This window comes from Pseudomonas sp. PI1 (assembly GCF_000812405.1).
Taxonomy (GTDB): domain Bacteria; phylum Pseudomonadota; class Gammaproteobacteria; order Pseudomonadales; family Pseudomonadaceae; genus Pseudomonas; species Pseudomonas citronellolis.
In genome coordinates, this window is sequence record NZ_JWMC01000039.1 from 19,530 (window position 1) to 45,679 (window position 26,150).

Here is a 26,150-nt window from a genome sequence, read left to right on the forward strand (position 1 = left end):
TGCGGGCCGGCCCTCCCGGCCCTGCGAATTCCCCTGTCTCCAGAGGCTGTTCCGACAATGCTGATCCTGCGCGGCGCTCCCGCCCTTTCCGCCTTCCGCCACGGCAAACTGCTCGACCTGCTGACCCGGCAGGTACCCGCTGTCACCGGGCTGTACGCCGAGTTTGCGCATTTCGCCGAGGTCAGTGGCGTGCTGACCGCCGATGAGGAACAGGTGCTCGGACGGCTGCTCAAGTACGGCCCGAGCGTGCCGGTGCAGGAGCCCAAGGGCCGGCTGTTCCTGGTGGTGCCGCGCTTCGGCACCATATCGCCGTGGTCCAGCAAGGCCACCGACATCGCTCACAACTGCGGCCTGGCGAAGCTCGAGCGCATCGAGCGCGGCATCGCCTACTACGTCGCCGGCGAGCTGTCCGAGGCCGACGCCGCGCAAGTCGCCGCGCGCCTGCACGACCGCATGACGCAACTGGTGCTGAACCAGATGGAAGAGGCCGCCGGCCTGTTCAGCCACGCCCAGCCCAAGCCGCTGACCGTGGTCGACATCCTCGGCGGCGGCCGCGCCGCGCTGGAGAAGGCCAACCTGGAGCTGGGCCTGGCCCTGGCCGAGGACGAGATCGACTACCTGGTGAAGAGCTTCGTCGAGCTGGGCCGCAACCCGCACGACGTCGAGCTGATGATGTTCGCCCAGGCCAACTCCGAGCACTGCCGCCACAAGATCTTCAACGCCAGTTGGGACATCGACGGCCAGGCCCAGGACAAGAGCCTGTTCGGCATGATCAAGAACACCTATGAAATGCACCGCGAAGGCGTGCTGTCCGCGTACAAGGACAACGCCGCGGTGATGGTGGGCTCGGTCGCCGGGCGCTTCTACCCCAACCCCGAGACCCGCCAGTACGGCGCCAGCGAAGAGCCGGTGCACATCCTGATGAAGGTCGAGACGCACAACCACCCGACCGCCATCGCCCCGTTCCCCGGCGCCTCCACCGGCTCCGGCGGCGAAATCCGCGACGAAGGCGCCACCGGCCGCGGCGCCAAGCCCAAGGCCGGCCTGGTCGGCTTCACCGTCTCCAACCTGAACATCCCCGGTTACGAGCAGCCCTGGGAAGTGCCCTACGGCAAGCCCGAGCGCATCGTCACCGCGCTGGACATCATGATCGAAGGCCCGCTGGGCGGCGCCGCGTTCAACAACGAATTCGGCCGTCCCAACCTGACCGGCTACTTCCGCACCTTCGAGCAGGCCGTGGCCACCCCGCGCGGCGAGGAAGTGCGCGGCTACCACAAGCCGATCATGATCGCCGGCGGCCTGGGCAACATCCGCGAAGACCACGTGCAGAAGGGCGAGATCAGCGTCGGCGCCAAGCTCATCGTGCTCGGCGGCCCGGCCATGCTCATCGGCCTGGGCGGCGGCGCGGCCTCGTCCATGGCCACCGGCGCTTCCGCCGCCGACCTGGACTTCGCCTCGGTGCAGCGCGAGAACCCGGAAATGGAACGCCGCTGCCAGGAGGTCATCGACCGCTGCTGGCAGCTGGGCGCCGACAACCCGATCAAGTTCATCCACGACGTTGGCGCCGGCGGCATCTCCAACGCCCTGCCGGAACTGATCAACGACGGCGGCCGCGGCGGCCGCTTCGAACTGCGCGCGGTGCCCAACGACGAGCCGGGCATGAGCCCGCTGGAAATCTGGTGCAACGAGTCCCAGGAGCGCTACGTCCTGTCCGTCGACGCCGCCGACTTCGAGACCTTCAAGGCCATCTGCGAGCGCGAGCGCTGCCCGTTCGCCGTGGTCGGCGAAGCCACCGAGGAGAAGCACCTGACCGTCGCCGACAGCCACTTCGGCAACAAGCCGGTGGACATGCCGCTCGACGTGCTGCTCGGCAAGCCGCCGCGGATGCACCGCTCGGTCGCCCGCGAAGCTGAGATCGGCGATGACTTCAGCGCCGCCGCCCTGGACCTGGGCGAAGCCACCGAGCGCGTGCTGCGCCACCCGGCCGTGGCCAGCAAGAGCTTCCTGATCACCATCGGCGACCGCACCATCACCGGCCTGGTGGCCCGCGACCAGTTCGTCGGCCCCTGGCAGGTGCCGGTGGCCGACTGCGCCGTCACCGCCACCAGCTTCGACGTCTACACCGGCGAAGCCATGGCCATGGGCGAGCGCACCCCGCTGGCCCTGCTCGATGCTCCGGCTTCGGGCCGCATGGCCATCGGCGAGACCATCACCAACCTGGCTGCCGCCCGCATCGGTGCGATCTCCGACATCAAGCTGTCGGCCAACTGGATGGCCGCCGCCGGCCACCCGGGCGAGGACGCGCGCCTGTACGACACCGTCAAGGCGGTGGGCATGGAACTGTGCCCGGCGCTGGGCATCACCATCCCGGTGGGCAAGGACTCCATGTCCATGAAGACCCGCTGGCAGGACGCGGGCGTGGAGAAGAGCGTCACCGCGCCCATGTCGCTGATCATCTCCGGCTTCGCCCCGGTCGGCGACGTGCGCAAGACCCTCACCCCGCAACTGCGCCTGGACAAGGGCGAGACCGACCTGATCCTGATCGACCTGGGCCGCGGCAAGAACCGCCTGGGCGGCTCGATCCTGGCGCAGACCTACGGCAAGATCGGCCAGCAAGCCCCGGATGTCGACGACGCCGAGGACCTCAAGGCCTTCTTCGCGGTGATCCAGGGCCTCAACGCCGACGGCCACCTGCTGGCCTACCACGACCGTTCCGACGGCGGCCTGCTGGCCAGCGTGCTGGAAATGGCCTTCGCCGGCCACTGCGGCCTGTCCCTGCGCCTCGACGACCTGGCTTCCAGCCGCGAGGAACTCAATGCCGCGCTGTTCAGCGAGGAGCTGGGCGCGATCATCCAGGTCCGCGAAGCGGCCACCCCGGAAGTGCTGGCGCAGTTCAGCGCCGCCGGCCTGGACGACTGCGTGGCGGTGATCGGCCAGCCGGTCAACGGCGACGCCATTGAGCTGGGCTTTAACGGCGAGCCGGTGTACAGCGCCGAGCGCCGCCTGCTGCAGCGTATCTGGAGCGAAACCAGCTACCAGATCCAGCGCCTGCGCGACAACGCCGAGTGCGCCGACCAGGAGTTCGACGGCCTGCTGGCCGAGGACAATCCCGGCCTGTCCGCCAGGCTCAGCTTCGACGTCAACGACGACATCGCCGCGCCCTACATCAAGAAGGGCGTGCGCCCGCAGGTGGCTATCCTCCGCGAGCAGGGCGTCAACGGCCAGGTGGAAATGGCCGCGGCCTTCGACCGCGCCGGCTTCGCCGCGGTGGACGTGCACATGAGCGACATCCTCGCCGGCCGCGTCAGCCTGGAAGACTTCAAGGGCCTGGTGGCCTGCGGCGGCTTCTCCTACGGCGACGTGCTCGGCGCCGGCGAGGGCTGGGCCAAGTCGATCCTGTTCAACGCCCGCGCCCGCGATGGCTTCCAGGCCTTCTTCGAGCGCAAGGACAGCTTCGCCCTGGGCGTGTGCAACGGTTGCCAGATGATGTCCAACCTGCACGAGCTGATCCCCGGCACCGAGTTCTGGCCGCACTTCGTGCGCAACCGCTCCGAGCAGTTCGAGGCGCGTGTGGCCATGGTCCAGGTGCAGGAGTCGCAGTCGATCTTCCTGCAGGGCATGGCCGGTTCGCGCCTGCCCATCGCCATCGCCCACGGCGAGGGCCATGCGGAGTTCGAGAGCGAGGAAGCCCTGCTCGAGTCGGACCTGTCCGGCTGCGTGGCGCTGCGCTTCGTCGACAACCACGGCAAGGTCACCGAGACCTACCCGGCCAACCCCAACGGCTCGCCGCGCGGGATCACCGGCCTGACCAGCCGCGACGGCCGCGTGACCATCATGATGCCGCACCCGGAGCGGGTGTTCCGCGCGGTGCAGAACTCCTGGCGCCCGGACGAGTGGCAGGAAGACGGCGGCTGGATGCGCATGTTCCGCAACGCCCGCGTCTGGGTGGGCTGAGGCCGCATCTGACGCAGCAGGAAAAGGGGAAGGCTTCGGCCTTCCCCTTTTTCGTTGCGGGCTCGCGAACCCGACCTCCTGTAGGAGCGCGCCCTGCGCGCGAATCGCAGGCAGGGCCTGCTCCTACAGGTGGCTCCGTATGAGCGAGCATGGCTTTTCGTAGGATGGTGTTGAGCGAAGCGATACCCATCAGCGCAACCGCATGGGTATCGCAAGCTCAACCCATCCTACGAAGAGCGCCTCGGCGCAGCCGGCAAGACAGTTGCTCCTACGAGCATCGCGGTGCAGCGAATCGGACCCCACCAAAGGTTGGGCTGGGCGCTGGCGGCGCTTTATCGGAAAGTGATTCCGACTGAATCTGCGCTCCATCACGTTTTACGAATTCGAAGAATTTTCCTCCAGAACGTGAAGGCAATCGCGCTGTCGATATTTGCCGAGCATGACCGCTGAGTCATTGGAGGCAAAATGCCATCACCTGTGGCAGCATTCGCTCCTCGACTCCCCACCCGGTCCCGTTTTCCGCCACGGAGCGTCCGATGTACAAACTCTGCTTCTATGTTCCCGAGACTCACCTGGAAACGGTGAAGAAAGCGGTGTTCGCCGCAGGTGCAGGACGCATCGGTGCTTATGACAGTTGCTGCTGGCAGGCCCTCGGCCAGGGCCAGTTCCGCCCGCTGCAGGGCAGCAACCCCTTCCTCGGCTCGGCCGGCCTCGTCGAGCAGGTGGCCGAATGGAAGGTGGAGATGGTGGTGGCCGACGAGCTGATCCACGACTCGGTCAAGGCGCTGAAGGCCGCGCACCCCTACGAGACGCCGGCCTTCGAGGTATGGCGGCTGTCGGACATGGTCTTCTAGCCGCCGCGAAATGAAAAAGGCGCCCTCGGGCGCCTTTTTTCGTTCCACCGTCAGGGGCGGATCTCGATCAGCGTGCCGTCCTTGACTAGGCTCCAGACCTCCTGCATGTCCGGGTTGGTCATGGCGATGCAGCCGTTGGTCCAGTCCAGGGTGGAGAAGTACCACTCCGGGTACTCGTCGCTCAGCGGGGTGCCGTGGATCATGATCATGCCGCCGGGCGACAGGCCCTTCTCGCGGGCGCGCACCACGTCGCGGGCGTTGGGGTAGGAGATGTGCATGGAGAGGTTGAACTTGTCGCTGGTCTTGCGCCAGTCGATCCAGTAGAAGCCCTCCGGCGTGCGGTTGTCGCCCTCGGCCAGCTTGGTGCCGCGCGGGCTCTTGCCCAGGGAGATGCGGTAGCTCTTGAGGATCTTGCCGTTGCTCAAGAGGTGCAGCTTGTGCTCGGACTTGAGCACCAGCACCTTGTCGATGCGGCCTTCCAGGGTCGGCGTCGCATTGGCCTGCGATAGAGCGGCAAAGGTCAGGCACAGAAAGGCAAGCAGCCAGCGCATGGAAAGACTATCCCCCGGATGTTCGATAAAGCGCCGCGATGCACGGCCCTGCAAAGTGTTCAGGTCTTCTTGTAGTGGCCCGGCATGGGTGCTATGGCCTCGTTGCGCACCGGGAAGTCCTGCCTCTGCCGGTCGCTGAAGTAGCATTCTAAGGTACGGCCCACGGTGGGGAAAGCCAGCTCCGACCAGGGAATCGCCGATTCCTCGAACAGGCCCACCTCCAGGCTTTCCTCGCCGGCGGCGAAATCCAGGTCGGCCAGCTCGGCGCGGAAGAACATGTACACCTGGCTGATGTGCGGCAGGTCGAACAGGGTATAGAGCTGCAACTGTCGCACGCGGGCGCAGGCCTCCTCCAGCGTCTCGCGGGCGGCGGCCTGCTCGAGGGTCTCGCCGTTCTCCATGAAGCCCGCCGGCAGCGTCCAGAAGCCCTGGCGCGGGGCGATGGCGCGGCGGCACAGGAGGATGCGCCCCTCCCACACCGGCAGGCAGCCGGCGACGATGCGCGGGTTCTGGTAATGCACCGTATGGCACTGGTCGCAGATGTAGCGCGGCCGGTTGTCGCCGCTGGGGATGCGCAGGCTCACGCTGGCGCCGCACTGACTGCAGAATTTCATGCACTTTCCCTGGGAATCGATACAGCCATCTTGCTCGCCGGAAGGCCCGCGCAGCAAGGGGGTGGGGCTTGGGCGAGGCAGCCTTTCATGCCATGATTCCACAATTGAGAGAATGGCTTACACGCAGGATGTCCGCATGCTGGACGAGCTGCGCCGGCGCATCACGGCGCACACCCCCCAGGACCTGAACAGCGAGCAGCGCTTCCCCGAAGCGGCGGTGCTGCTGCCCATCACCCCCAGCGAGGAGCTGGTGCTGACCCTGCGCGCCACCGGGTTGTCCACCCACAGCGGCGAGGTGGCCTTCCCCGGCGGGCGCCGCGACCCCGAGGACGTCGACCTGATCCACACCGCGCTGCGCGAGGCCGAGGAGGAGATCGCCCTGCCGCCGAGCCTGGTGGAGGTGGTCGGGCCGCTGAGCACCCTGGTCTCGCGCCATGGCATCAAGGTGACGCCGTTCGTCGGTTTCGTTCCCGACTTCGTCGAGTACACCCCCAACGACGGCGAGATCGCCGCGGTGTTCAAGGTGCCGCTGGAGTTCTTCCGCGGCGACCCGCGGGAAATGACCCACCGCATCGACTACTTCGGGCGCAGCTGGTACGTGCCCAGCTACCGCTTCGGCGAATACAAGATCTGGGGCCTGTCGGCGATCATGGTCGTCGAACTGGTCAACCTGCTGTTCGATGACCGCATCGACCTGCACCAAGCGCCGCCACAATTCATCAAGCTCAGCTGAGCGGCGCGTACAACAACGAGATGCCTGAGGAGCCACCGATGAAATACCGCCTGGGCGACGCCCGAGTCGAAACCCACCCCGACAGCTGGATCGCCCCGAACGCCGCGGTGATCGGCAAGGTGCGCCTGGATGCCGGCGCCAGCGTCTGGTTCAACGCCGTGCTGCGTGGCGACAACGAGCTGATCCACATCGGCGAGAACAGCAACGTCCAGGACGGCACCGTGATGCACACCGACATGGGCTTCCCGCTGAACATCGGCAAGGGCGTGACCATCGGCCACAACGTCATGCTGCACGGCTGCACGGTGGACGACTACAGCCTGATCGGCATCAACGCCGTGGTGCTCAACGGCGCGAAGATCGGCAAGTACTGCATCATCGGCGCCAATTCGCTGATCCCCGAGGGCAAGGTGATTCCCGACGGCTCGCTGGTCATGGGCTCGCCCGGCAAGGTGGTGCGCGAGCTGAGCGAGCAGCAGAAGAAGATGCTCGAGGCCAGCGCCGCCCACTACGTGCACAACGCCCGGCGCTACGCCCGCGACCTGGCCGGGCAGGAAGAATGAGCCAGGAACGCCCGGTGGCCTCGCCCTGCGTCTACGTCTGCACCCTGGACGATCAGGACCTGTGCATAGGCTGCCAGCGCACGGCCGACGAAATCACCCGCTGGGGCCGCATGGACAACGACGAGCGCCGCGAGGTGCTGCGCCTGTGCCACGAGCGCGCTCGCGAACAGGGCGTGCTGCTCTAGCGCGCCGACAGAACATCCCCTTCCCGAGGTTGCACGCAATGCCCCGTATTGGAACCCCCCTGTCGCCCACGGCGACCCGCGTACTGCTCTGTGGCTCCGGCGAGCTGGGCAAGGAAGTGGTGATCGAACTGCAACGCCTGGGCTGCGAAGTGATCGCCTGCGACCGCTACGCCAACGCCCCGGCCATGCAGGTGGCGCACCGCAGCCACGTGCTGAGCATGCTCGATGGCGCCGCCCTGCGCGCGGTGATCGAGCAGGAGAAGCCGCACTACATAGTCCCGGAAATCGAGGCCATCGCCACCGCCACCCTGGTGGAGCTGGAGGCCGAAGGCTACACCGTGGTGCCCAGCGCCCGCGCCGCGCAGCTGACCATGAACCGCGAGGGCATCCGCCGCCTGGCCGCCGAGGAGCTGGGCCTGCCCACCTCGCCATACCATTTCGCCGATACCTACGAGGACTACCTCGCCGGCGTCGCCTCGGTGGGCTACCCCTGCGTGGTCAAGCCGATCATGAGCTCCTCGGGCAAGGGCCAGAGCGTGCTCAAGTCCGACGCCGAGCTCAAGGCCGCCTGGGACTACGCCCAGGAAGGCGGCCGCGCCGGCAAGGGCCGGGTGATCGTCGAAGGCTTCATCGACTTCGACTACGAGATCACCCTGCTCACCGTGCGCCACGTCGGCGGCACCACCTTCTGTGCGCCCATCGGCCACCGCCAGGTCAAGGGCGACTACCACGAATCCTGGCAGCCCCAGGCCATGAGCCCGAAGGCCCTGGCCGAGTCCGAGCGCGTCGCCAGGGCGGTCACCGAGGCATTGGGCGGGCGCGGCCTGTTCGGCGTGGAGCTGTTCGTCAAGGGCGACCAGGTGTGGTTCAGCGAAGTCTCGCCGCGCCCCCACGACACCGGCCTGGTGACGCTGATCTCCCAGGACCTCTCCGAATTCGCCCTGCACGCGCGGGCCATCCTCGGCCTGCCGATCCCGGCGATCCGCCAGTTCGGGCCCTCGGCCTCGGCGGTGATCCTGGTGGACGGCGAGTCGCAGCAGGTCAGCTTCGGCAACCTGGGCGCCGCGCTGACCGAGCCGGACAGCGCCCTGCGTCTGTTCGGTAAGCCGGAAGTCTCCGGCCAGCGGCGCATGGGCGTGGCCCTGGCGCGTGCCGAAACCATCGAGGAAGCGCGGGCCAAGGCCACCCGTTCGGCCGAGGCGGTGGTCATCGAGCTGTGAACCGCCTGGCGGGGCTGGCCTGGTGGGCGGCGGCGCTGCCGTTGCTGCCGCTGGCCCTGCCGATGGCCGTGCGCACCCGGCGCACGGCGCTGCGCCTGGCCCCGGCCGCGGGGGCCCGTGAGCGTCTGGCCGGCGCGGAATTTCCCGGCGAGCCCCTGCGCCTGCTGTTGCTGGGCGAGTCGACCGTCGCCGGCGTCGGCGCCTCCTGCCTGGACTTCGCCCTGGCCGGGCGCCTGGCCACGGCCCTGGCGGCGCGCCTGCAACGGCCGGTGGCCTGGCGGGCGCTGGGGGAGAACGGCATTACCGCCGGTGAGGCCTGCGAGCGCCTGTTGCCGCTGGCCGACGGGGGGTATGACCTGGTGGCGCTGGTCTTCGGCGTCAACGACACCACCCATTTCAGTTCCGGCGAGCGCTGGCGGGCGGCCATCGCCCGGCTGATCGGGCATTTCCAGGCCGATGGCGCGCGAGTGGTGTGCACGGCGGTGCCGCCGCTGCGGCATTTCCGCGCCTTGCCCTGGCTGCTGCGGCAGTTGCTGGGCTGGCGCGCTGCGTTGCTGGATGGCCAGTTGCGGGAATTGGCTACGGCGCTAGGCGCTGGATACTGCGCGGTGGGGCTGGAGATGCAGCCGCAGTATCTCGCCATCGACGGCTATCACCCGTCGGCACTGGGCTACCAGGTGTGGGGCGAGCATCTGGCCCAGTGGCTGGTGGCCGTGGAGCGCTGCTGAGGCCGGATCGCGGACGGAGTCCGCTCCTGCGGCTCCAGGAAGCACGGCTTTTCGTAGGATGGCGTTGAGCGAAGCGATACCCATGGCCGCAACCACATGGGTTTCGCAAGCTCAACCCATCCTACGAAGAACACCTCGGCGCAAGACAGTTGCCCCTGCGCCCCGCCACACCATGCCCCGTAGGAGCGGACCTTGTCCGCGATGGCCGGACGTATCGGCGCGATTCGCGGATGAGATCCGCTACGGGTCGTCCCTCCTGCAAGAGGTTGCCACGGCGATGGGTATCGCTTCGCTCAACCCATCCTACGGGGCTCTTGTAGGAGCGGGCCCTGCCCGCGATTCGCGCGCAGGGCGCGCTCCTACAGGAGATCGGCGCCGCTCAGAGCTCCCGCTCCCGCGTCTCGTGCAGGCACAGCACCGCGATCAGGCTCAGCGCCGCCGCCACCGACACGTAGCCGCCGACCCAGCTCAGCCCGCCCATGCCCACCAGCTTCTGGGCGATGTAGGGCGCCACCGAGGCGCCGAGGATGCCGCCCAGGTTGTAGGCCGCCGAGGCGCCGGTGTAGCGCACGCGGGTGGGGAAGAGTTCCGGCAGCAGGGCGCCCATGGGGGCGAAGGTCACGCCCATGAGGAACAGCTCCAGGGCCAGGAAGATCGCCACTTCCACCGACGAGCCCTGGCTCAGCAGCGGCTGCATGGTGAAGCCGGAGAGGATGGCGGCGATGCAGCCGACGATCAGCACCGGACGGCGCCCGTAGCGGTCGCTCAGCCAGGCGGAGATGGGCGTGGCCGCGGCCATGAACAGCACCGCGAAGCACAGCAGGCCGAGGAACTGCTCGCGGCTGTAGCCCAGGCTGGTCACCCCGTAGCTCAGCGAGAACACGGTGGAGATATAGAAGAGCGCGTAGCACACCACCATGGCCAGCGCGCCCAGCAGAACCGGGCGCCAGTGCTGGGCGAACAGCTCGGCGATCGGCAGGCTGGAGCGCTCCTGGCGTTCCATGGCCTTGGCGAACACCGGGGTTTCCGACAGCTTCAGGCGCACGTAGAGGCCGACGATCACCAGCAGTGCGCTGAGGATGAAGGGAATGCGCCAGCCCCAGGCGCGGAACTGTTCCTCGCTGAGGGTCATGGCCAGGCCGAGGAACAGGCCGTTGGCGGCGAGGAAGCCGATCGACGGGCCCATCTGCGGGAACATGCCGAACCAGGCGCGGCGGTGCCTGGGGGCATTCTCCGTGGCCAGCAGCGCGGCGCCGCCCCATTCCCCGCCCAGCCCCAGGCCCTGGCCGAAGCGCAGCAGGCAGAGCAGCGCCGGGGCCCAGGCGCCGATGCTGTCGTAGCCCGGCAGCAGACCGATCAGGGTGGTGGACAGGCCCATCAGCAGCAGCGAGGCGACCAGCGTCGACTTGCGCCCGACGCGGTCGCCGAAGTGGCCGAACAGCGCCGAGCCCAGCGGCCGGGCGAGGAAGGCGATGCCGAAGGTGATGAAGGCGCTGAGCATCTGCGCCGTGCCCGAGGTCTGCGGGAAGAACACCGGGCCGATCACCAGGGCGGCGGCGGTGGCGTAGACGTAGAAGTCGTAGAACTCGATGGCGGTGCCGATGAAGCTGGCGACCGCGACTCGCGCGGTGGAGTTGGCGGGTTGCTGTTCGGCGGCAGCGGCAAGGCTGGCGGTGGTCATGGGATGTCCCTGTCAGTCATGGCCGGCACGGCTCTGCGGGCGTGTCCGGCGGCGATGGAGGCTATGCCCGTGCGCGAGGCGGGAAGCGCCACCCGGGTAGGGGCAGGGACGGGAACCTCGCGGCGGGTCGGGGCGAGGCCGGGTGCTTCGCCGGGCGCAGGCACGGGGCCGGGCTCGGGCTGGCGGGCGGTCGACTGGCGCCGGGCGTTGCGCGGGTAGCGCAGGCCCAGGCGCGGGATGCTGGGTAAGCAGGGGGCGATTATAGGGCGCGGGCCGGCCGCTCAGGCAAGCCCGTCGGCGCTGCCCGGCGCTGGCGCGGCGGCGCGCCCGGTGAGCCAGACGCGCACGCTCTTCACGCGGTTCTCGCCGGACTGCAGGATTTCCAGGCGGTAGGGACCGATGCGCAGGCACACCGGGCAGTCGGGGATCTGCTCCAGGGCCTCGGTGACCAGGCCGTTGAGGGTCTTCGGCCCCTCGCTGGGCAACTGCCAGCCGAGGGCGCGGTTGAGCTCGCGGATGTTCGCCGAGCCGTCGATCACGTAGGTGCCGTCGGCCTGGGGGTGGATGTCCGGGTTGCGCAGGGCGTCGGCGTTGCTGAACTCGCCGACGATCTCCTCGAGGATGTCTTCCAGGGTGATGATGCCGATCACCTCGCCATACTCGTCGACGACGATGCCGATGCGCCGCTTCTGCTTCTGGAAGTTGATCAGCTGGGTCGACAGCGGCGTGCTCTCGGGAATGAAGTAGGGCTCCAGGCAGGCCGCGCGCAGGCTGTCCTTGGTCAATTGGTTGTGCGTCAGCAGGCGGGCGATCTGACGCATGTGGACGATGCCCTCGACCTGGTTGATGTCGTTGCGGAACACCGGCAGGCGCGTGTGGGTGGTGTTGCGCAGCTGGCCGATGATGCTTTCCACGTCGTCGTCCAGGTCGATGCCCTGCACCTCGTTGCGTGGCACCATGAGGTCGTTCACGGTGATCTTTTCCAGGTCGAGGATGCTCAGCAGCATGTCCTGGCGGTTGGCGCTGAGCTTCTCGCTGGATTCGCTGACCACGCTGCGCAGCTCGTCGTTGTTCAGCGGCCGGCTGCGGCGCTGCACCGGGTCCAGGCCGCACAGCCGGAGGATGCCGTTGCTCACCCCGTTCATCAGCCACAGCAGCGGGCTGAACAGGCGCTGCAGCCACAGCAGCGGCAGGCTGGCGGGGAAGGCCACGCGTTCCGGGCGCAGGGTGGCGTAGGTCTTGGGGGTGATCTCGCCGAAGATCAGCAGCACCAGGGTCAGCGCCAGGGCCGTGGGCGCCACCGCGAAGTCGCCCCACAGGCGCAGGGCCAGCAGGGTGGCCAGGGACGAGGCGATGACGTTGACCAGGTTGTTGCCGATGAGGATGGTGCCCAGCAGGCGGTCGGTGCGCAGCAGCAGCCAGCTGGTGCGCCGCGCCGCGCGGTTGCCCTGCTTGGCCTGGTGGCGCAGGCGGTAGCGGTCCAGGCTGAGCACGCCGGTCTCGACGCTGGAGAAGAACGCCGAGCACAGCAGCAGGAAGACCAGCAGGCCGACCAGGTAGCCGGGATGGATGTCGCCCATGCGTCGGGTGCCCTCAGCGTTCCGTGGCGCCCAGGCGCCGCCGGCCTCAGATGTGCAGGATGAATTCCTTGACCAGCTTGCTGCCGAAGTAGGCCAGCATCAACAGGCAGAAGCCGGCCAGGGTCCAGCGGATCGCCTTGTGCCCGCGCCAGCCGAGCTGGTGGCGGCCCCACAGCAGCACGGCGAAGACCACCCAGGCGAAGCAGGAGAGGATGGTCTTGTGCGCCAGGTGCTGGGTGAACAGGTTGTCGAGGAACAGCCAGCCGGACACCAGCGACAGCGAGAGCAGCACCCAGCCGCCCCAGAGGAAGCCGAACAGCAGGCTTTCCATGGTCTGCAGCGGCGGGAAGTTGCGGATCAGCCCGGCCGGGTGCTTGTGCTTCAGGCGATGGTCCTGCACCAGCAGCAGCAGGGCCTGGAACACCGCGATGGTGAGCAGGCCGTAGGCCAGCACCGAGAGCAGGATGTGCGCGAGGATGCCCGGCTGCTCGTTGATCGGCTCCAGGGTGCCGTGGGGCACCAGCACCGACAGCGCGGCGGTCAGCATGCCCAGCGGGAAGAGGAACAGCAGCAGGTTCTCCACCGGGATGCGCAGGCAGGCCAGCAGGGTCAGGGCGATCACCGCCGCGGCGATCAGGTTGGCGGCGTTGAAGAAGTCCAGCACCAGCCCGGCGTCGGTCAGCAGTTGCGGGGTCAGGCCCAGGCACTGGGCGACCAGCGCGGCCAGGCCGAGCACCAGCAGCAGGGGTTTGTTCGGCGCGGCGCGGCGCGCCAGGCAGACACCGTGGTAGGCCGTGGCGCCCAGGTAGAGGAGGGCGGCGAGCAGGCTGGGCAGCAGAGGGTGCATAGCGTCTTGGGCGAATCCTTCGAAAGGTGCCGAGTTTGGCACAGAACGCCCATGCCTAGAAAGCAGCCGGGAACGCTTCGCTTTCTCGCTGCGGCGGGATCATCGGCGGTGTCTGTGGCCTTCGCAGTTGGTTATAATCCCGCGCTTGCTGCCACGCCCACCCCGGCCGCTGCCGGCCCGATAGGAACGCGCATGTTCGAAAATCTTACAGACCGCCTCTCGCAAACGCTGCGCCAGGTCACCGGCAAAGCCAAGCTGACCGAGGACAACATCAAGGATACGCTCCGCGAAGTGCGGATGGCCCTGCTCGAGGCCGACGTGGCCCTGCCGGTGGTCAAGGACTTCGTCAACCGCATCAAGGAGCGCGCGGTCGGCACCGAGGTGTCCAAGAGCCTGACCCCGGGCCAGGCCTTCGTGAAGATCGTGCAGGCCGAGCTGGTCGAGCTGATGGGCGCGGCCAACGAGGACCTGGCGCTCAACGCCGCGCCGCCAGCGGTCATCCTCATGGCCGGCCTGCAGGGCGCGGGCAAGACCACCACCGCCGGCAAGCTGGCGCGCTTCCTCAAGGAGCGCAAGAAGAAGTCGGTGCTGGTGGTCTCGGCGGACGTCTACCGCCCAGCGGCGATCAAGCAGCTGGAAACCCTGGCCAACGACATCGGCGTGACCTTCTTCCCCTCGGACACCAGCCAGAAGCCGGTGGCCATCGCCGAGGCGGCGATCCGCGAGGCGAAGCTGAAGTTCATCGACGTGGTGATCGTGGATACCGCCGGTCGCCTGCACGTCGACAGCCAGATGATGGACGAGATCAAGCAGGTCCACGCGGCGATCCAGCCGGTGGAAACCCTGTTCGTGGTCGACGCCATGACCGGCCAGGACGCCGCCAACACCGCCAAGGCCTTCAACGACGCCCTGCCGCTGACCGGCGTGGTGCTGACCAAGGTCGACGGCGACGCCCGCGGCGGCGCCGCGCTGTCGGTGCGCGCCATCACCGGCAAGCCGATCAAGTTCCTCGGCATGGGCGAGAAGAGCGAAGCGCTCGACCCCTTCCACCCGGACCGCGTGGCCTCGCGCATCCTCGGCATGGGCGACGTGCTCAGCCTGATCGAGCAGGCCGAGCAGAACATGGACCGCGAGAAGGCCGAGAAGCTCGCGAAGAAGATCAAGAAGGGCAAGGGCTTCGACCTCGAGGACTTCCGCGACCAGCTGCAGCAGATGAAGAACATGGGCGGCCTGGGCAGCCTGATGGACAAGCTGCCGATGCTCGGCGGCGTCAACCTGGCGCAGATGGGCAACGCCCAGGGCGCGGCGGAGAAGCAGTTCAAGCAGATGGAGGCGATCATCAACTCCATGACCCCCGCCGAGCGCCGCGACCCGGAAGTGATCAGCGGCTCGCGCAAGCGCCGCATCGCCATGGGCTCCGGCACCCAGGTGCAGGACGTCGGCCGCCTCATCAAGCAGCACAAGCAGATGCAGAAGATGATGAAGAAGGTCACCGCCAAGGGCGGCATGGCCAAGATGATGCGCGGCATGGGGAGCATGTTCCCCGGCGGCATGCCGAAGATGTGACCCGCAGGCCCGCCTGGCTGGCGGGCCGACGTGCTGCGGCTTGCGGCGCGGGGCTTTAGCTCATAGAATATGCGGCCTTTCGGGCTCCTTGCCCGAGGGCTGCATTTCTTTTTTGCAAGCAAACCATAGGAACAACGTACGCATGGTAACCATTCGTCTGGCTCGTGGCGGCTCCAAGAAGCGCCCGTTCTATCACCTGACCGTGACCAACAGCCGCAACGCTCGTGACGGCCGTTTTGTCGAGCGCGTCGGCTTCTTCAACCCCGTCGCCACTGGCGCCGAAGTCAAACTCTCGGTCAACCAGGAGCGCGTCAACTACTGGCTGAGCCAAGGCGCTCAACCGTCCGAGCGCGTCGCTCAACTGCTCAAGGACGCCGCCAAGGCTGCCTGAGATTGATGAACACGATGCCTGCCGCCGAGGAAATGATCGTACTCGGCAAGATAGTTTCCGTGCATGGCATTCGTGGCGAGGTGAAGGTGTATTCCTTTACCGACCCGTTGGACAACCTGCTGGACTACCGGCGCTGGACGCTCAAGCGTGGCACCGAGGTTCGACAGGCTGAACTGGTCAGTGGCCGCGTGCAGGGCAATGTCCTGGTGGCGAAGCTGAAGGGACTGGACGATCGCGAAGTCGCCCGCACCTATGCGGATTTCGAGATCCTGGTACCGCGCAGCGAGCTCCCGGAACTGGACGACGGCGAGTTCTACTGGAGCCAGTTGGAAGGTCTCAAGGTGATCGACACGAACGGGCAACTGTTCGGGATACTCGACCACATGCTGGAGACCGGCGCCAACGACGTGATGGTGGTCAAGCCCTGTGCGGGCAGCCTGGATGACCGCGAGCGCCTGTTGCCCTATACGGAGCAATGCGTGCAATCGGTGGACCTAGCAGCTGGCGAGATCAGGGTGGACTGGGACGCGGATTTCTGACCCGCAGGGTAGGAGTTTCAACCCATGTGGATCGGAGTCATCAGCATCTTTCCGGAGATGTTCCGCGCCATCAGTGACTACGGCATCACCAGCCGTGCGGTGAAACAGGAGCTGATCCGGCTCGAGTGTTTCAACCCACGCAACAACACTGATGACCGTCACCAGACGGTGGACGACCGGCCCTTCGGCGGTGGTCCGGGCATGGTGATGAAGATCAAGCCGCTGGAAGGCGCACTGGGCGATGCCCGGCAAGCCGCAGGCGGACCGGCGAAGGTGATCTACCTGTCGCCGCAGGGCCGCAAACTGACGCAGGCGGCCGTGAAGGAACTGGCGAACGAGGAATGGTTGATCCTCATAGCCGGGCGTTACGAAGGCATCGACGAGCGCTTCATCGAAGAGCACGTGGATGAGGAATGGTCGATTGGCGATTATGTCCTGTCCGGGGGTGAGCTTCCGGCCATGGTGCTGATCGACGCGGTCACACGCTTGTTGCCCGGTGCATTGGGCCACGTGGACTCCGCCGAGGAGGACTCGTTCACCGACGGCCTGCTCGACTGTCCGCACTACACCCGACCCGAGGTGTACGCAGACAAACGTGTTCCCGAGGTGCTGCTAAGCGGCAACCACGAACACATCCGGCGCTGGCGTTTGCAGCAGTCCCTTGGAAGGACCTGGGAACGACGTGCCGATCTTCTGGATTGCCGCTCGCTTTCTGGAGAAGAGAAGAAGCTGCTGGAGGAATACATCCGCCAGCGGGACGATAGTTAACGTATCGATGGCGAGCGCCAAGCGCTTGTCTTAGGAGCACTGAGATGACCAACAAGATCATTCAGCAGATCGAAGCTGAACAGATGAACAAAGAGATTCCGGCGTTCGCCCCCGGCGACACCGTAATCGTCCAGGTGAAAGTGAAGGAAGGCGACCGTCAGCGTCTGCAGGCCTTCGAAGGCGTCGTGATCGGCAAGCGCAACCGCGGCCTGAACAGCGCGTTCACCGTTCGCAAGATCTCCAACGGCGTAGGCGTAGAGCGTACCTTCCAGACCTACAGCCCGCTGGTCGACAGCGTCAGCGTCAAGCGTCGCGGCGACGTGCGCAAGGCCAAGCTGTACTACCTCCGCGAACTGTCCGGCAAGGCAGCGCGCATCAAGGAAAAACTGGTCTGAGTCCACGACTCCCAGTCGATCCGGAAAAAAGCAGCCCTCGGGCTGCTTTTTTCATGCCTGCGATTTGCCGGGGACGCCTGTAGGAGCGGGCCCTGTCCGCGATTTCGCGCGCAGGGCGCGCTCCTACAACTGTGCCTCCGGAACCGTAGGGCGCATAACCGTTCGCGGTTATCCGCCGTTGGCCCGAAATGCCGCTGCCGAGAACGACGGCGTAGGTGCTCTTCGTAGGATCGAGGGGGACGCCTGGTTCTTGCTCGCGAACAAACGCGGTGCCATGCGGTTCGCGAGCAAGCTCGCTCCTACTAAGAGCCGTGCCTGCCGGTACGGTAGGAGCGGGCTTCCCGGCTTCCTCAGGGCCGCATGCTGACGTGCAGCGAGGCCTGGGACAGGTCGATGTCCTGCAGGCTCAGGCTGCCCATGCTCTGGCTCTGCGGGGCGCCGGCGACGCGGATGTTGTCGAAGCGCATTTCGCCGATGGAACTGGGCAGGCGCAGGCTGATCGAGCCGTCGGGGTTGAGGCTGGAGGCCATGTGCTCGGTGTCGTAGACCACGTCCTTCATCGAGGTCTCGGCCTGCAGGCTGTCCACCACCGGCAGCACCAGGCGCGCCAGTTGCTTCATGGTGCCCACGCCGTCGCCGGCCTCGGCGCTGACGAACAGGCTCTGCAGGGTTTCATCGAAACCCTGGGCGTTGATGCCGCTCATTTCGCTGTCGCTCAGCGGCTTCAGCCCGCGCTGCTGGTGGCTCTGGCTGATCGCCGGGGCCTGTTGGCGCTGGATGTCCGCGCTGGCCAACTGGAAGGGCCCGAGCAGGGCCGCCACCAGGGTGGCGGCCAGGCGCAGGTTGTTCTGCTTCTTCAGCGCCCGCTTGACCTGGCGTTCGCTGACCCAGCCCTGGGCGATCAGGGTTTCCCCCAGGCGCAGGCCGTTGCGCAATTGCAGTTGGATCGCCTGGTCCAGTTGGGCGGCGCTGATCAGGCCCTTGCTGACGAGAATCTGGCCGAGGCGGGAATTCTGGGTGTTGGGCATGGTTGTGGACCGTGGAGCTGAAAGAATGATGGCGTGGTGCAATCATTGCCTCCGGCACTCCGCCCTGTCACCCATCTTAGGATAGGCTGACGGACGATTCGCCAGCCGATCCCGGCTCATTCCGACTGCCGGTCGTCCTCCTTGCCGGCCGCGTGGGCGCCTTCCTCGATCAGCGCTATCACCAGCCAGCCTTCCGCGGGGTTCAGCGGCCGGGTGCTGCTGGCCACGTGCATCCAGCCCGACGGATCGCGGGCGAACAGCAGGGTGGCGGCGTTGCCGTACAGCGCCTGGTACTGCTCCCAGCCGAAGCTCTCGCTGAGCAGGGTGCTGCGCACTTCGGCGCCGCGGGACAGCAGGCCGGCGAACTGCGGGTAGCTCAGCTCGCGCGGGCTCAGGTTGTGCCCGCGGTGCTGGTCGCTGGCGCGGTGCTTGTCGGTGCGCCGGCTCTCCTGGCCGCTGGTCAGGCTGAAGAGGCGCGCGCCGAACTCGTGGCGGAAGCGCATGCAGGCCAGGGTGTTCAGCTCGCCGGAGGGCGACAGGGCCAGCAGGTGGCCGAGGCCGACCAGGTCCAGGTGCGCCTCGGCATGCTGCGAGGTGGGGTTGCCGAAGTAGGTGGGCAGGTTGTCCATGCGCGCGGCGCGGATGTTCTCCCAGCTGGAGTCGGTGAGCAGCACGCGGCTGCCGGCGTTCTTCAGCGCCGTGCCGATGGCCCGCGCCACCGGGTTGGAGCCGACGATGAGGAAGCCGCTGGGCGCCGGCTCCGCCACTTTCAGCAGGCGCGCCAGGGGCCGCGCGGTGGCGCTTTGCAGGACCACGGTGCCGATGATCACCAGGAAGGTCAGCGGCACCAGCAACTGGGCCTGTTGGTGACCGGCCTCCTGCAGACGGATGGCGAAGATCGCCGAGACCGCCGCCGCGACTATCCCGCGCGGTGCTATCCAGGCCAGCAGCGCCCGTTCGCGCCAGTTCAGCGACGAGCCGGCGCTGCTCACCAGCACGTTCAGCGGGCGGGCGACGAACTGGATCAGCGCCAGCACCAGCAGCGCCGCCGGGCCCAGGCCGAGCAGGGCGGACAGGTCCAGGCGCGCGGCGAGGACGATGAACAGGCCGGAGATCAGCAACACGCTGAGGTTTTCCTTGAAGTGCAGGATCTGCCGCACGTCCACGCCCTTCATGTTGGCCAGGCACATGCCCATCAGCGTCACCGCCAGCAGGCCGGACTCGTGCACCGTGAGGTTGGCGCCGATGAAGATGCCCAGCACCGCCGACAGCGCGGCCAGGTTGTGCAGGTAGTCCGGCAGCCACTGGCGGCGCAGCACCTGGCCCAGGGCCAGGCCGCCGAGGATGCCGAAGGCGCTGCCGCAGGCGATCACCCCGGCGAAGGCGCCAAGGCTGTGGCGCCAGCCGCTGCCGGTGTCGCTGGCGGCGATGAAGCTGTAGACCACCACCGCCAGCAGCGCGCCTATGGGGTCGATGACGATGCCCTCCCAGCGCAGGATGTTGGCGATGGCCGCCTTCGGCCGCACCACCCGCAGCATCGGCACTATCACAGTGGGGCCGGTGACCAGGGTGAGGGTGCCGAACAGCAGCGCCATCTCCCAGCTGAAGTCCAGCAGCCAGTGCACCGCCAGGGCGATCACGCCCCAGGTCAACAGCGCGCCCCAGGTGACCATGCGCTGCACCACCTTGCCGATCTCGCGCCACTCGCTGAAGTGCAGGGTGAGGCTGCCCTCGAAGAGGATCAGCGCCACCGACAGCGAGACCAGGGGGAACAGCAGCGGGCCGAACAGCGCCTGCGGGTCGAGCAGGCCGAGCAGGGGCCCGGCGAGGATGCCGGACAGCAGCAGGAAGAGGATCGCCGGCAGGCGAAGGCGCCAGGCCAGCCACTGGCAGAGCAGGGCGCCGGCGCCGATGCCGCCGAGGGAAAGCAGAACTCGGGTTTCATCCATGCGGAGGATTCCTTGACGAGGGGATGGCTGGCCGCGGACGGCCCGCCTGTGGAAGACTAGCTGCGCCCCGTCCGCTTTAGAATCCGAAAACCGCCGTGAATCCCGTTGCGCACCCACTGATCGACCGCTTCCTCGACGCCCTCTGGCTGGAAAAGGGCCTCGCCGACAACACCCGCCTGGCCTACGGCAGCGACCTGGCGCTGTTCAACGGCTGGCTGGGGGAGCAGGGCGTGAGCCTGGAGCGCGCCGGCCGCGAGGCAATCCTCGACCACCTGGCCTGGCGCCTGGCCCAGGGCTACAAGGCCCGCTCCACTGCGCGCTTCCTCTCCGGCGTGCGCGGTTTCTACCGCTACTGCCTGCGCGAGGGACTCATCGCCGAGGACCCGACCCTGCAGGTGGAGCTGCCGCAACTGGGCAAGCCGCTGCCCAAGTCGCTGTCCGAGGCCGACGTGGAAGCGCTGCTGGCCGCGCCGGAGACCGAGGACCCGCTGGGCCTGCGCGACCGCGCCATGCTGGAGGTGCTCTACGCCTGCGGCCTGCGCGTCAGCGAGCTGGTCGGCCTGACTCTCGAACAGCTCAACCTGCGCCAGGGCGTGGTGCGGGTGTTTGGCAAGGGCAGCAAGGAGCGCCTGGTGCCGTTGGGCGAGGAAGCCATCGTCTGGCTCGAACGCTACCTGCGCAACGCCCGCGACGACCTGCTCGGCGGCCGCCCCAGCGACGTGCTCTTCCCCAGCCTGCGCGGCGAACAGATGACGCGGCAGACCTTCTGGTACCGCATCAAGCACCACGCCAAGGTCGCCGGCATCGGCAAGTCGCTGTCGCCGCACACCCTGCGCCACGCCTTCGCCACCCACCTGCTCAACCATGGCGCCGACCTGCGCGTGGTACAGATGCTGCTGGGCCACAGCGACCTGTCGACCACGCAGATCTACACCCACATCGCCCGCGCGCGCCTGCAGGAACTGCACGCCCAGCACCACCCGCGCGGTTGAGCGCAGGAGCGGACTCCGTCCGCGATGGGCCGGACACCCCCGTAGGATGGGTTGAGCGAAGCGATACCCATCACCACGACCGCATGGGTTTCGCCAAGGCTCAACCCATCCGTTGAGGCGCGCCTCGGCGCAGCCGGCAAGATAGGCCTGTCTGGTGTAGGACGAACAACCGTTCGCGTTATCCGCCGCTTGACCTGATCGACCAACGGCGCGCCCTGAAGCCTCGTGCTACAAGCTCGCGGTTCGGTCCGCAGGCTCTGCTGTGGTAGGCTGCGAGGTTCATCCACAGGAGTTTTCCATGCGTCTGTCCCGTTTCCTGGCTGCCGCGGCCCTGGGCCTCGCCAGCACCCTCGTCCTGGCCGCCGAGCCCGACCAGACCATCCGCAAGACCCTGCAGTCGCTGCAGCCCGACCTGCCCATCGAAACCATCAGCGCCAGCCCCGTGCAGGGCCTGTACCAGGTCCAGCTCAAGGGCGGCCGGGTGCTCTACGCCAGCACCGACGGCAACTTCGTGGTGCAGGGCAACATCTACCAGGTGAAGGACGGCGCGGCCACCAACATCACCGAGGTCGCCGAGGCGGCCGGCGTGGCCAAGACCATCAATGCTCTGCCGGCCAGCGACATGGTGGTGTTCCCCGCCCAGGGCAAGGCCAAGGCGCACATCACCGTGTTCACCGACACCACCTGCCCCTACTGCCAGAAGCTGCACGCCGAGGTGCCGGAGCTGAACAAGCGCGGCATCGAGGTGCGCTACCTGGCCTTCCCGCGCCAGGGGCCGAAGTCCCCGGGTGACCAGCAACTGCAGGCGGTGTGGTGCTCCAAGGACCGCGCGGCGGCCATGACCGAGATGTTCCACGGCAAGGAAATCAAGGCCGCGCAGTGCCCCAACCCGGTGGACAAGCAGTTCCAGCTGGGCCAGATGGTCGGCGTGCAGGGCACCCCGGCGATCATCCTCGAAAGCGGCCAGATGCTGCCGGGTTACCAGAGCGCCGGCGAAATCGCCAAGCTGGTGCTGGACACCAAGTGAATCGGGCCCTGCGCCTGATTTGACTAATAGGGAGCCGCTTCGTAATGTGCGGTTCCTTTAACCATGAGGCCGGGCGCTCGCCCGGCCTTCGTACGGTACGTCCCCGCCCTCGCCGCGCATGCGCCGCGGGCCGGGACGTACCCCGTTTGCCGCGATGATGGGGAGTTTCAGCGTGAAACCGGTGAAAGTGGGAATCTGTGGGTTGGGGACCGTCGGTGGCGGTACCTTCAATGTACTCAAACGCAACGCCGAGGAGATTGCCCGCCGTGCCGGGCGTGGTATCGAGGTTGCGCAGATTGCCGCCCGTCGCCCCAATCCGAAATGCGAAACCGGCAGCACCCCCATCACTGCCGACATTTTCGACGTGGCGAACAACCCGGAAATCGACGTGGTCATCGAGCTGATCGGCGGCTACACCCTGGCCCACGAGCTGGTGCTCAAGGCCATCGAGAACGGCAAGCACGTGGTCACCGCGAACAAGGCGCTGATCGCCGTGCACGGCAACGAAATCTTCGCCAAGGCCCGCGAGAAGGGCGTGATCGTCGCCTTCGAGGCCGCGGTGGCCGGCGGCATCCCGGTGATCAAGGCGATCCGCGAGGGCCTGGCGGCCAACCGCATCAACTGGCTGGCCGGCATCATCAACGGCACCGGCAACTTCATCCTCACCGAGATGCGCGAGAAAGGCCGCGCCTTCGCCGACGTGCTCAAGGAAGCCCAGGCGCTGGGCTACGCCGAAGCCGACCCGACCTTCGACGTCGAGGGCATCGACGCCGCGCACAAGCTGACCATCCTGGCGTCCATCGCCTTCGGCATCCCGCTGCAGTTCGACAAGGCCTACACCGAGGGCATCACCAAGCTGACCACCGCCGACGTGAACTACGCCGAGGCCCTGGGCTACCGCATCAAGCACCTGGGCGTGGCCCGCCGCACCGATGCCGGCATCGAGCTGCGCGTGCACCCGACGCTGATCCCGGCCGACCGCCTGATCGCCAACGTCAACGGCGTGATGAACGCGGTCATGGTCAACGGCGATGCCGCCGGTTCCACGCTGTTCTACGGCGCCGGCGCCGGCATGGAGCCCACTGCCTCCTCGGTGGTCGCCGACCTGGTCGACGTGGTCCGCGTGCTCACCACCGACCCGGAGAACCGCGTGCCGCACCTGGCCTTCCAGCCGGACTCGCTCTCCGACCACCCGATCCTGCCGATCGAAGCCTGCGAAAGCGCCTACTACCTGCGCATCCAGGCCAAGGACCACCCGGGCGTACTGGCCCAGGTGGCGACCATCCTCTCCGAGCGCGGCATCAACATCGAATCGATCATGCAGATGGAAGTCGAAGAGCATGACGGTCTGGTGCCGATGATCCTGGTTACCCACCGCGTGCTCGAGTCCCGCATCATCGAAGCCATCGCCGCGCTGGAAGCGCTGGATGACGTGGTCGGCAATGTCGTACGCATTCGTGTAGAGCAGCTCGCGTAAGGCTATAGGCTGAAGGCTGGACGAGAAGGCTTCTACGTCCAGCCTCAAGCCTCCAGCGCTTTTATCGGTTTTCAAGAAAGGTTTCTAACATGCGCTACATCAGTACCCGCGGCCAGGCGCCCGCGCTGAACTTCGAAGACGTGCTTCTGGCTGGCCTGGCTAGCGACGGCGGCCTGTACGTGCCGGAAAACCTGCCGCGCTTCACCGTCGAGGAAATCGCCTCCTGGGCCGGCCTGCCGTACCACGAGCTGGCCTTCCGGGTGATGCGCCCGTTCGTCGCCGGCAGCATCAGCGACGCCGACTTCAAGAAGATCCTCGAGGAGACCTACGGCGTCTTCGCCCACAATGCCGTGGCGCCGCTGCGCCAACTGAATGGCAACGAGTGGGTGCTGGAGCTGTTCCACGGCCCGACCCTGGCCTTCAAGGACTTCGCCCTGCAACTGCTCGGCCGCCTGCTCGACCACGTGCTGACCAAGCGCGGCGAGCGCGTGGTGATCATGGGCGCCACCTCCGGCGATACCGGCTCGGCGGCCATCGAAGGCTGCAAGGCCTGCGAGAACGTCGACATCTTCATCATGCACCCGCACAACCGTGTGTCCGAGGTGCAGCGCCGGCAGATGACGACCATCCTCGGCGAAAACATCCACAACATCGCCATCGAAGGCAACTTCGACGACTGCCAGGAGATGGTCAAGGCCAGCTTCGCCGACCAGGGCTTCCTGAAAGGCACCCGCCTGGTGGCGGTCAACTCGATCAACTGGGCGCGGATCATGGCCCAGATCGTCTACTACTTCCACGCCGCCATCCAGCTCGGCGCGCCGGCCCGTTCGGTGGCCTTCTCGGTGCCCACCGGCAACTTCGGCGACATCTTCGCCGGCTACCTGGCGCGCAACATGGGCCTGCCGGTCAGCCAACTGATCGTGGCGACCAACCGCAACGACATCCTGCACCGCTTCATGTCCGGCAACCGCTACGACAAGGACACCCTGCACGCATCGCTGTCGCCGTCCATGGACATCATGGTCTCGTCCAACTTCGAGCGCCTGCTGTTCGACCTGCACGGCCGCAACGGCAAGGCCATCGCCGAGCTGATGGACGGCTTCAAGGCCACCGGCAAGCTGTCCGTCGAGGATGACCGCTGGACCGAGGCGCGCCGCCTGTTCGATTCGCTGGCGGTGGACGACGAGCAGACCTGCCAGACCATCGCCGAGGTCTACGCCGAGTGCGGCGAACTGCTGGACCCGCACACCGCCATCGGCGTGCGCGCCGCCCGCGAATGCCGCCGCAGCCTGGCCATCCCCATGGTCACCCTGGGCACCGCACACCCGGTGAAATTCCCGGAAGCGGTGGAGAAGGCCGGCATCGAGGCGGCCCCGGCGCTGCCGACGCACCTGGCCGACCTGTTCCAGCGCGAGGAACGCTGCACCGTGCTGCCCAACGAACTAGCCAAGGTCCAGGCCTTCGTCAGCGCCCACGGCAACCGCGGCAAGCCGCTCTAAACCGGCCGCAGGAAGAGCCCGCCAGCTTGGCGGGCTTTTTCGTTTGCGGGGCAAATATCTGAGGTTATTGAACTTTTTCCTTCAGATAGAGGTCTTTTGCTGACGTATCCGTTGTATCCCAGGAGAACCCCATGGACCGACTCGAGCCCCTGCTCGCAGCCATCTTCAGCCAGTACGCCCACGATCTCGGACCCGCGCGTCCGGACGGTGGCCGGGTGCTGAGCCTGAGCACTTCCGAAGGCGAGGTCGTCCTGCGTCGCGTCCTCAGTGGCGAACAACTGGCCGACGAGCGCAATTGCCAGGAGGCGCTGGAAGCCATCAGCCGCGACCTGGCGGTGCAGGAGGGGCGGATCTGCAACGACGTCATCCTGGCACTGCGCCAGCGTGCCGCCCAGGTGCTCAGCTACGACACCTGAGCCCGCCGGTTCCATCGCGAATGCCGCCGTCCCGGCCCGGGACGGCGGCATTCGTGTTTCTACAGGCGCCCGCACTGCACCAGGCGGGCGCGGATGGCCCCGGTGGTGCGGCCATGGGCGCGGGCGATGGCGGTAATCGGCTCGCCCTCGTCGAAGCGCTGCAGCAGGGCCTGTTCCTCTTCCTCGCTCCAGGGCTTGCCGGCCTGCTCCGGCGGCGGGCGTACCTTGCTCTGGGCTTCGAGGGCCTGGATGGCCTGGAACAGGGCGCGGATCACCTCCGGCGCCTGGCAGGCATCCTGCTCGGGAAGCGGCAGGCCGCTGCGCGGGTCGATGCCCTGGGCCAGCTTGCGCAGCGTGTCCAGGCAGTGCTGGTTCATCTCCATGGAGCCTTCTCCTCTGCGGGGCGCCCGGAATGGGCGCCGAAAGGATCAGGTAGTGGATTTTCCAGCGTGGATCAGTCGGGTGGTTCCGTTCTTTTCGTAGGAGCGAGCTTGCTCGCGAATGGGGCTTCGCCGGCAATCTCGGCGCTTGACCTGAAGAGCGCCCTCTCCCCAACCCTCTCCCTGAAGGGAGAGGGGGCTGGTCCGTGCCGA

25 protein-coding genes are annotated in these 26,150 nt (G+C 67.2%); 17 read left to right on the forward strand and 8 right to left on the reverse strand.

Features of this window, described 5'->3' with window-relative positions; translation table 11 throughout:
- Positions 1-57: 57 nt before the first annotated feature.
- Both purL and RN02_RS13240 read left to right on the forward strand, forming a co-directional pair.
- Positions 58-3,954: a phosphoribosylformylglycinamidine synthase gene (purL, locus tag RN02_RS13235; RefSeq protein WP_043314916.1), complete on the forward strand. Its 3,897-nt coding sequence runs from the start codon at positions 58-60 to the stop codon at positions 3,952-3,954.
- A gap of 536 nt (positions 3,955-4,490) precedes the next feature.
- Positions 4,491-4,808, forward strand: coding sequence for a Nif3-like dinuclear metal center hexameric protein (locus RN02_RS13240; RefSeq protein WP_043314917.1), 318 nt, complete (start codon positions 4,491-4,493; stop codon positions 4,806-4,808).
- Between the two features lie 50 nt (positions 4,809-4,858).
- On the opposite strand, the gene RN02_RS13245 is transcribed toward RN02_RS13240, so the two are convergent.
- Together RN02_RS13245 and RN02_RS13250 are read right to left on the reverse strand one after the other, a co-directional pair.
- On the reverse strand, positions 4,859-5,359 hold the full coding sequence (locus tag RN02_RS13245; protein ID WP_009616312.1) for a L,D-transpeptidase family protein: 501 nt from the start codon (positions 5,357-5,359) through the stop codon (positions 4,859-4,861).
- A 59-nt stretch (positions 5,360-5,418) separates the two neighbouring features.
- A complete protein-coding gene (locus RN02_RS13250) occupies positions 5,419-5,973 on the reverse strand; it encodes an NUDIX hydrolase (RefSeq protein ID WP_009616318.1) in 555 nt (184 codons plus the stop codon).
- Positions 5,974-6,109: 136 nt separating this feature from the next.
- Between RN02_RS13250 and RN02_RS13255 the strand changes: the two genes are divergently transcribed.
- Genes RN02_RS13255 through RN02_RS13275 form a run of 5 tightly spaced genes read left to right on the forward strand, consistent with a single transcriptional unit; the run spans position 6,110 to position 9,402 of the window.
- Positions 6,110-6,706 (forward strand): CoA pyrophosphatase, encoded by a 597-nt coding sequence (locus RN02_RS13255; RefSeq protein ID WP_009616320.1) that lies wholly within the window; start codon positions 6,110-6,112, stop codon positions 6,704-6,706.
- Positions 6,707-6,744: 38 nt separating this feature from the next.
- Positions 6,745-7,269 (forward strand): gamma carbonic anhydrase family protein, encoded by a 525-nt coding sequence (locus tag RN02_RS13260; RefSeq protein ID WP_043314918.1) that lies wholly within the window; start codon positions 6,745-6,747, stop codon positions 7,267-7,269.
- A complete protein-coding gene (locus tag RN02_RS13265; RefSeq protein WP_009616323.1) occupies positions 7,266-7,454 on the forward strand; it encodes a DUF1289 domain-containing protein in 189 nt (62 codons plus the stop codon). Before RN02_RS13260 ends, RN02_RS13265 begins: the two co-directional genes overlap by 4 nt.
- A 38-nt stretch (positions 7,455-7,492) precedes the next feature.
- The gene (gene purT, locus RN02_RS13270) at positions 7,493-8,674 is read left to right on the forward strand and encodes a formate-dependent phosphoribosylglycinamide formyltransferase (protein WP_043314919.1); all 1,182 of its coding nucleotides are present in this window, start codon (positions 7,493-7,495) and stop codon (positions 8,672-8,674) included.
- Positions 8,671-9,402 carry an SGNH/GDSL hydrolase family protein gene (locus tag RN02_RS13275; protein ID WP_043314920.1) on the forward strand — a complete coding sequence of 244 codons (732 nt, stop codon included), beginning with the start codon at positions 8,671-8,673 and terminating at the stop codon, positions 9,400-9,402. The genes purT and RN02_RS13275 overlap by 4 nt, the downstream gene beginning before the upstream one ends.
- Before the next feature lie 379 nt (positions 9,403-9,781).
- On the opposite strand, the gene RN02_RS13280 is transcribed toward RN02_RS13275, so the two are convergent.
- The 3 genes from RN02_RS13280 to RN02_RS13290 form a co-directional block, all read right to left on the reverse strand.
- On the reverse strand, positions 9,782-11,083 hold the full coding sequence (locus RN02_RS13280; protein ID WP_043314921.1) for an MFS transporter: 1,302 nt from the start codon (positions 11,081-11,083) through the stop codon (positions 9,782-9,784).
- A 281-nt stretch (positions 11,084-11,364) separates the two neighbouring features.
- Positions 11,365-12,663 carry an HlyC/CorC family transporter gene (locus tag RN02_RS13285; protein WP_043314922.1) on the reverse strand — a complete coding sequence of 433 codons (1,299 nt, stop codon included), beginning with the start codon at positions 12,661-12,663 and terminating at the stop codon, positions 11,365-11,367.
- A 46-nt stretch (positions 12,664-12,709) separates the two neighbouring features.
- Complete coding sequence (locus tag RN02_RS13290; protein WP_009616342.1) at positions 12,710-13,510, reverse strand: cytochrome C assembly family protein; 801 nt, start codon at positions 13,508-13,510, stop codon at positions 12,710-12,712.
- Between the two features lie 192 nt (positions 13,511-13,702).
- On the opposite strand from RN02_RS13290, the gene ffh reads away from it, so the two are divergent.
- The 5 genes from ffh (at position 13,703) to rplS (ending at position 17,169) form a co-directional block, all read left to right on the forward strand.
- Positions 13,703-15,076 (forward strand): signal recognition particle protein, encoded by a 1,374-nt coding sequence (gene ffh, locus RN02_RS13295; RefSeq protein ID WP_009616344.1) that lies wholly within the window; start codon positions 13,703-13,705, stop codon positions 15,074-15,076.
- Between the two features lie 142 nt (positions 15,077-15,218).
- Positions 15,219-15,467 carry a 30S ribosomal protein S16 gene (rpsP, locus tag RN02_RS13300; protein WP_009616346.1) on the forward strand — a complete coding sequence of 83 codons (249 nt, stop codon included), beginning with the start codon at positions 15,219-15,221 and terminating at the stop codon, positions 15,465-15,467.
- A gap of 5 nt (positions 15,468-15,472) precedes the next feature.
- Positions 15,473-16,006, forward strand: coding sequence for a ribosome maturation factor RimM (rimM, locus tag RN02_RS13305; protein ID WP_009616348.1), 534 nt, complete (start codon positions 15,473-15,475; stop codon positions 16,004-16,006).
- A 24-nt stretch (positions 16,007-16,030) separates the two neighbouring features.
- On the forward strand, positions 16,031-16,774 hold the full coding sequence (gene trmD, locus RN02_RS13310) for a tRNA (guanosine(37)-N1)-methyltransferase TrmD (protein ID WP_043314923.1): 744 nt from the start codon (positions 16,031-16,033) through the stop codon (positions 16,772-16,774).
- 44 nt (positions 16,775-16,818) lie between these two features.
- Positions 16,819-17,169: a 50S ribosomal protein L19 gene (gene rplS, locus RN02_RS13315; RefSeq protein ID WP_009616363.1), complete on the forward strand. Its 351-nt coding sequence runs from the start codon at positions 16,819-16,821 to the stop codon at positions 17,167-17,169.
- A gap of 350 nt (positions 17,170-17,519) precedes the next feature.
- On the opposite strand, the gene RN02_RS13320 is transcribed toward rplS, so the two are convergent.
- Together RN02_RS13320 and RN02_RS13325 are read right to left on the reverse strand one after the other, a co-directional pair.
- The gene (locus RN02_RS13320; RefSeq protein WP_009616368.1) at positions 17,520-18,197 is read right to left on the reverse strand and encodes a hypothetical protein; all 678 of its coding nucleotides are present in this window, start codon (positions 18,195-18,197) and stop codon (positions 17,520-17,522) included.
- Positions 18,198-18,313: 116 nt separating this feature from the next.
- Complete coding sequence (locus tag RN02_RS13325; RefSeq protein ID WP_043314924.1) at positions 18,314-20,146, reverse strand: cation:proton antiporter; 1,833 nt, start codon at positions 20,144-20,146, stop codon at positions 18,314-18,316.
- A 95-nt stretch (positions 20,147-20,241) separates the two neighbouring features.
- Here RN02_RS13325 and xerD point away from each other — a divergent pair, with 95 nt between their 5' ends.
- The 5 genes from xerD (at position 20,242) to RN02_RS13350 (ending at position 25,557) form a co-directional block, all read left to right on the forward strand.
- Complete coding sequence (gene xerD, locus RN02_RS13330) at positions 20,242-21,138, forward strand: site-specific tyrosine recombinase XerD (RefSeq protein ID WP_043314925.1); 897 nt, start codon at positions 20,242-20,244, stop codon at positions 21,136-21,138.
- A gap of 298 nt (positions 21,139-21,436) precedes the next feature.
- Entirely contained in the window at positions 21,437-22,165 is a 729-nt protein-coding gene (locus RN02_RS13335) for a DsbC family protein (protein WP_043314926.1), read from the forward strand.
- Between the two features lie 172 nt (positions 22,166-22,337).
- A complete protein-coding gene (locus RN02_RS13340) occupies positions 22,338-23,642 on the forward strand; it encodes a homoserine dehydrogenase (RefSeq protein WP_024128495.1) in 1,305 nt (434 codons plus the stop codon).
- 89 nt (positions 23,643-23,731) lie between these two features.
- Positions 23,732-25,141, forward strand: coding sequence for a threonine synthase (thrC, locus tag RN02_RS13345; protein WP_043314927.1), 1,410 nt, complete (start codon positions 23,732-23,734; stop codon positions 25,139-25,141).
- Positions 25,142-25,272: 131 nt separating this feature from the next.
- Positions 25,273-25,557: a DUF3509 domain-containing protein gene (locus RN02_RS13350; protein WP_009616381.1), complete on the forward strand. Its 285-nt coding sequence runs from the start codon at positions 25,273-25,275 to the stop codon at positions 25,555-25,557.
- A 59-nt stretch (positions 25,558-25,616) separates the two neighbouring features.
- Here the strand turns inward: RN02_RS13350 and RN02_RS13355 are convergent, their stop codons facing one another.
- Positions 25,617-25,940: a hypothetical protein gene (locus tag RN02_RS13355; RefSeq protein ID WP_043314928.1), complete on the reverse strand. Its 324-nt coding sequence runs from the start codon at positions 25,938-25,940 to the stop codon at positions 25,617-25,619.
- Positions 25,941-26,150: the final 210 nt, after the last annotated feature.

Coding starts and splice junctions, on each gene's coding strand:
- purL (WP_043314916.1), top strand. CDS start 58: ATGCTGATCCTGCGCGGCGCTCCCGCCCTTTCCGCCTTCCGCCACGGC.
- RN02_RS13240 (WP_043314917.1), top strand. CDS start 4,491: ATGTACAAACTCTGCTTCTATGTTCCCGAGACTCACCTGGAAACGGTG.
- RN02_RS13245 (WP_009616312.1), bottom strand. CDS start 5,359: ATGCGCTGGCTGCTTGCCTTTCTGTGCCTGACCTTTGCCGCTCTATCG.
- RN02_RS13250 (WP_009616318.1), bottom strand. CDS start 5,973: ATGAAATTCTGCAGTCAGTGCGGCGCCAGCGTGAGCCTGCGCATCCCC.
- RN02_RS13255 (WP_009616320.1), top strand. CDS start 6,110: ATGCTGGACGAGCTGCGCCGGCGCATCACGGCGCACACCCCCCAGGAC.
- RN02_RS13260 (WP_043314918.1), top strand. CDS start 6,745: ATGAAATACCGCCTGGGCGACGCCCGAGTCGAAACCCACCCCGACAGC.
- RN02_RS13265 (WP_009616323.1), top strand. CDS start 7,266: ATGAGCCAGGAACGCCCGGTGGCCTCGCCCTGCGTCTACGTCTGCACC.
- purT (WP_043314919.1), top strand. CDS start 7,493: ATGCCCCGTATTGGAACCCCCCTGTCGCCCACGGCGACCCGCGTACTG.
- RN02_RS13280 (WP_043314921.1), bottom strand. CDS start 11,083: ATGACCACCGCCAGCCTTGCCGCTGCCGCCGAACAGCAACCCGCCAAC.
- RN02_RS13285 (WP_043314922.1), bottom strand. CDS start 12,663: ATGGGCGACATCCATCCCGGCTACCTGGTCGGCCTGCTGGTCTTCCTG.
- RN02_RS13290 (WP_009616342.1), bottom strand. CDS start 13,510: ATGCACCCTCTGCTGCCCAGCCTGCTCGCCGCCCTCCTCTACCTGGGC.
- ffh (WP_009616344.1), top strand. CDS start 13,703: ATGTTCGAAAATCTTACAGACCGCCTCTCGCAAACGCTGCGCCAGGTC.
- rpsP (WP_009616346.1), top strand. CDS start 15,219: ATGGTAACCATTCGTCTGGCTCGTGGCGGCTCCAAGAAGCGCCCGTTC.
- rimM (WP_009616348.1), top strand. CDS start 15,473: ATGAACACGATGCCTGCCGCCGAGGAAATGATCGTACTCGGCAAGATA.
- trmD (WP_043314923.1), top strand. CDS start 16,031: ATGTGGATCGGAGTCATCAGCATCTTTCCGGAGATGTTCCGCGCCATC.
- rplS (WP_009616363.1), top strand. CDS start 16,819: ATGACCAACAAGATCATTCAGCAGATCGAAGCTGAACAGATGAACAAA.
- RN02_RS13320 (WP_009616368.1), bottom strand. CDS start 18,197: ATGCCCAACACCCAGAATTCCCGCCTCGGCCAGATTCTCGTCAGCAAG.
- RN02_RS13325 (WP_043314924.1), bottom strand. CDS start 20,146: ATGGATGAAACCCGAGTTCTGCTTTCCCTCGGCGGCATCGGCGCCGGC.
- RN02_RS13335 (WP_043314926.1), top strand. CDS start 21,437: ATGCGTCTGTCCCGTTTCCTGGCTGCCGCGGCCCTGGGCCTCGCCAGC.
- thrC (WP_043314927.1), top strand. CDS start 23,732: ATGCGCTACATCAGTACCCGCGGCCAGGCGCCCGCGCTGAACTTCGAA.
- RN02_RS13350 (WP_009616381.1), top strand. CDS start 25,273: ATGGACCGACTCGAGCCCCTGCTCGCAGCCATCTTCAGCCAGTACGCC.
- RN02_RS13355 (WP_043314928.1), bottom strand. CDS start 25,940: ATGGAGATGAACCAGCACTGCCTGGACACGCTGCGCAAGCTGGCCCAG.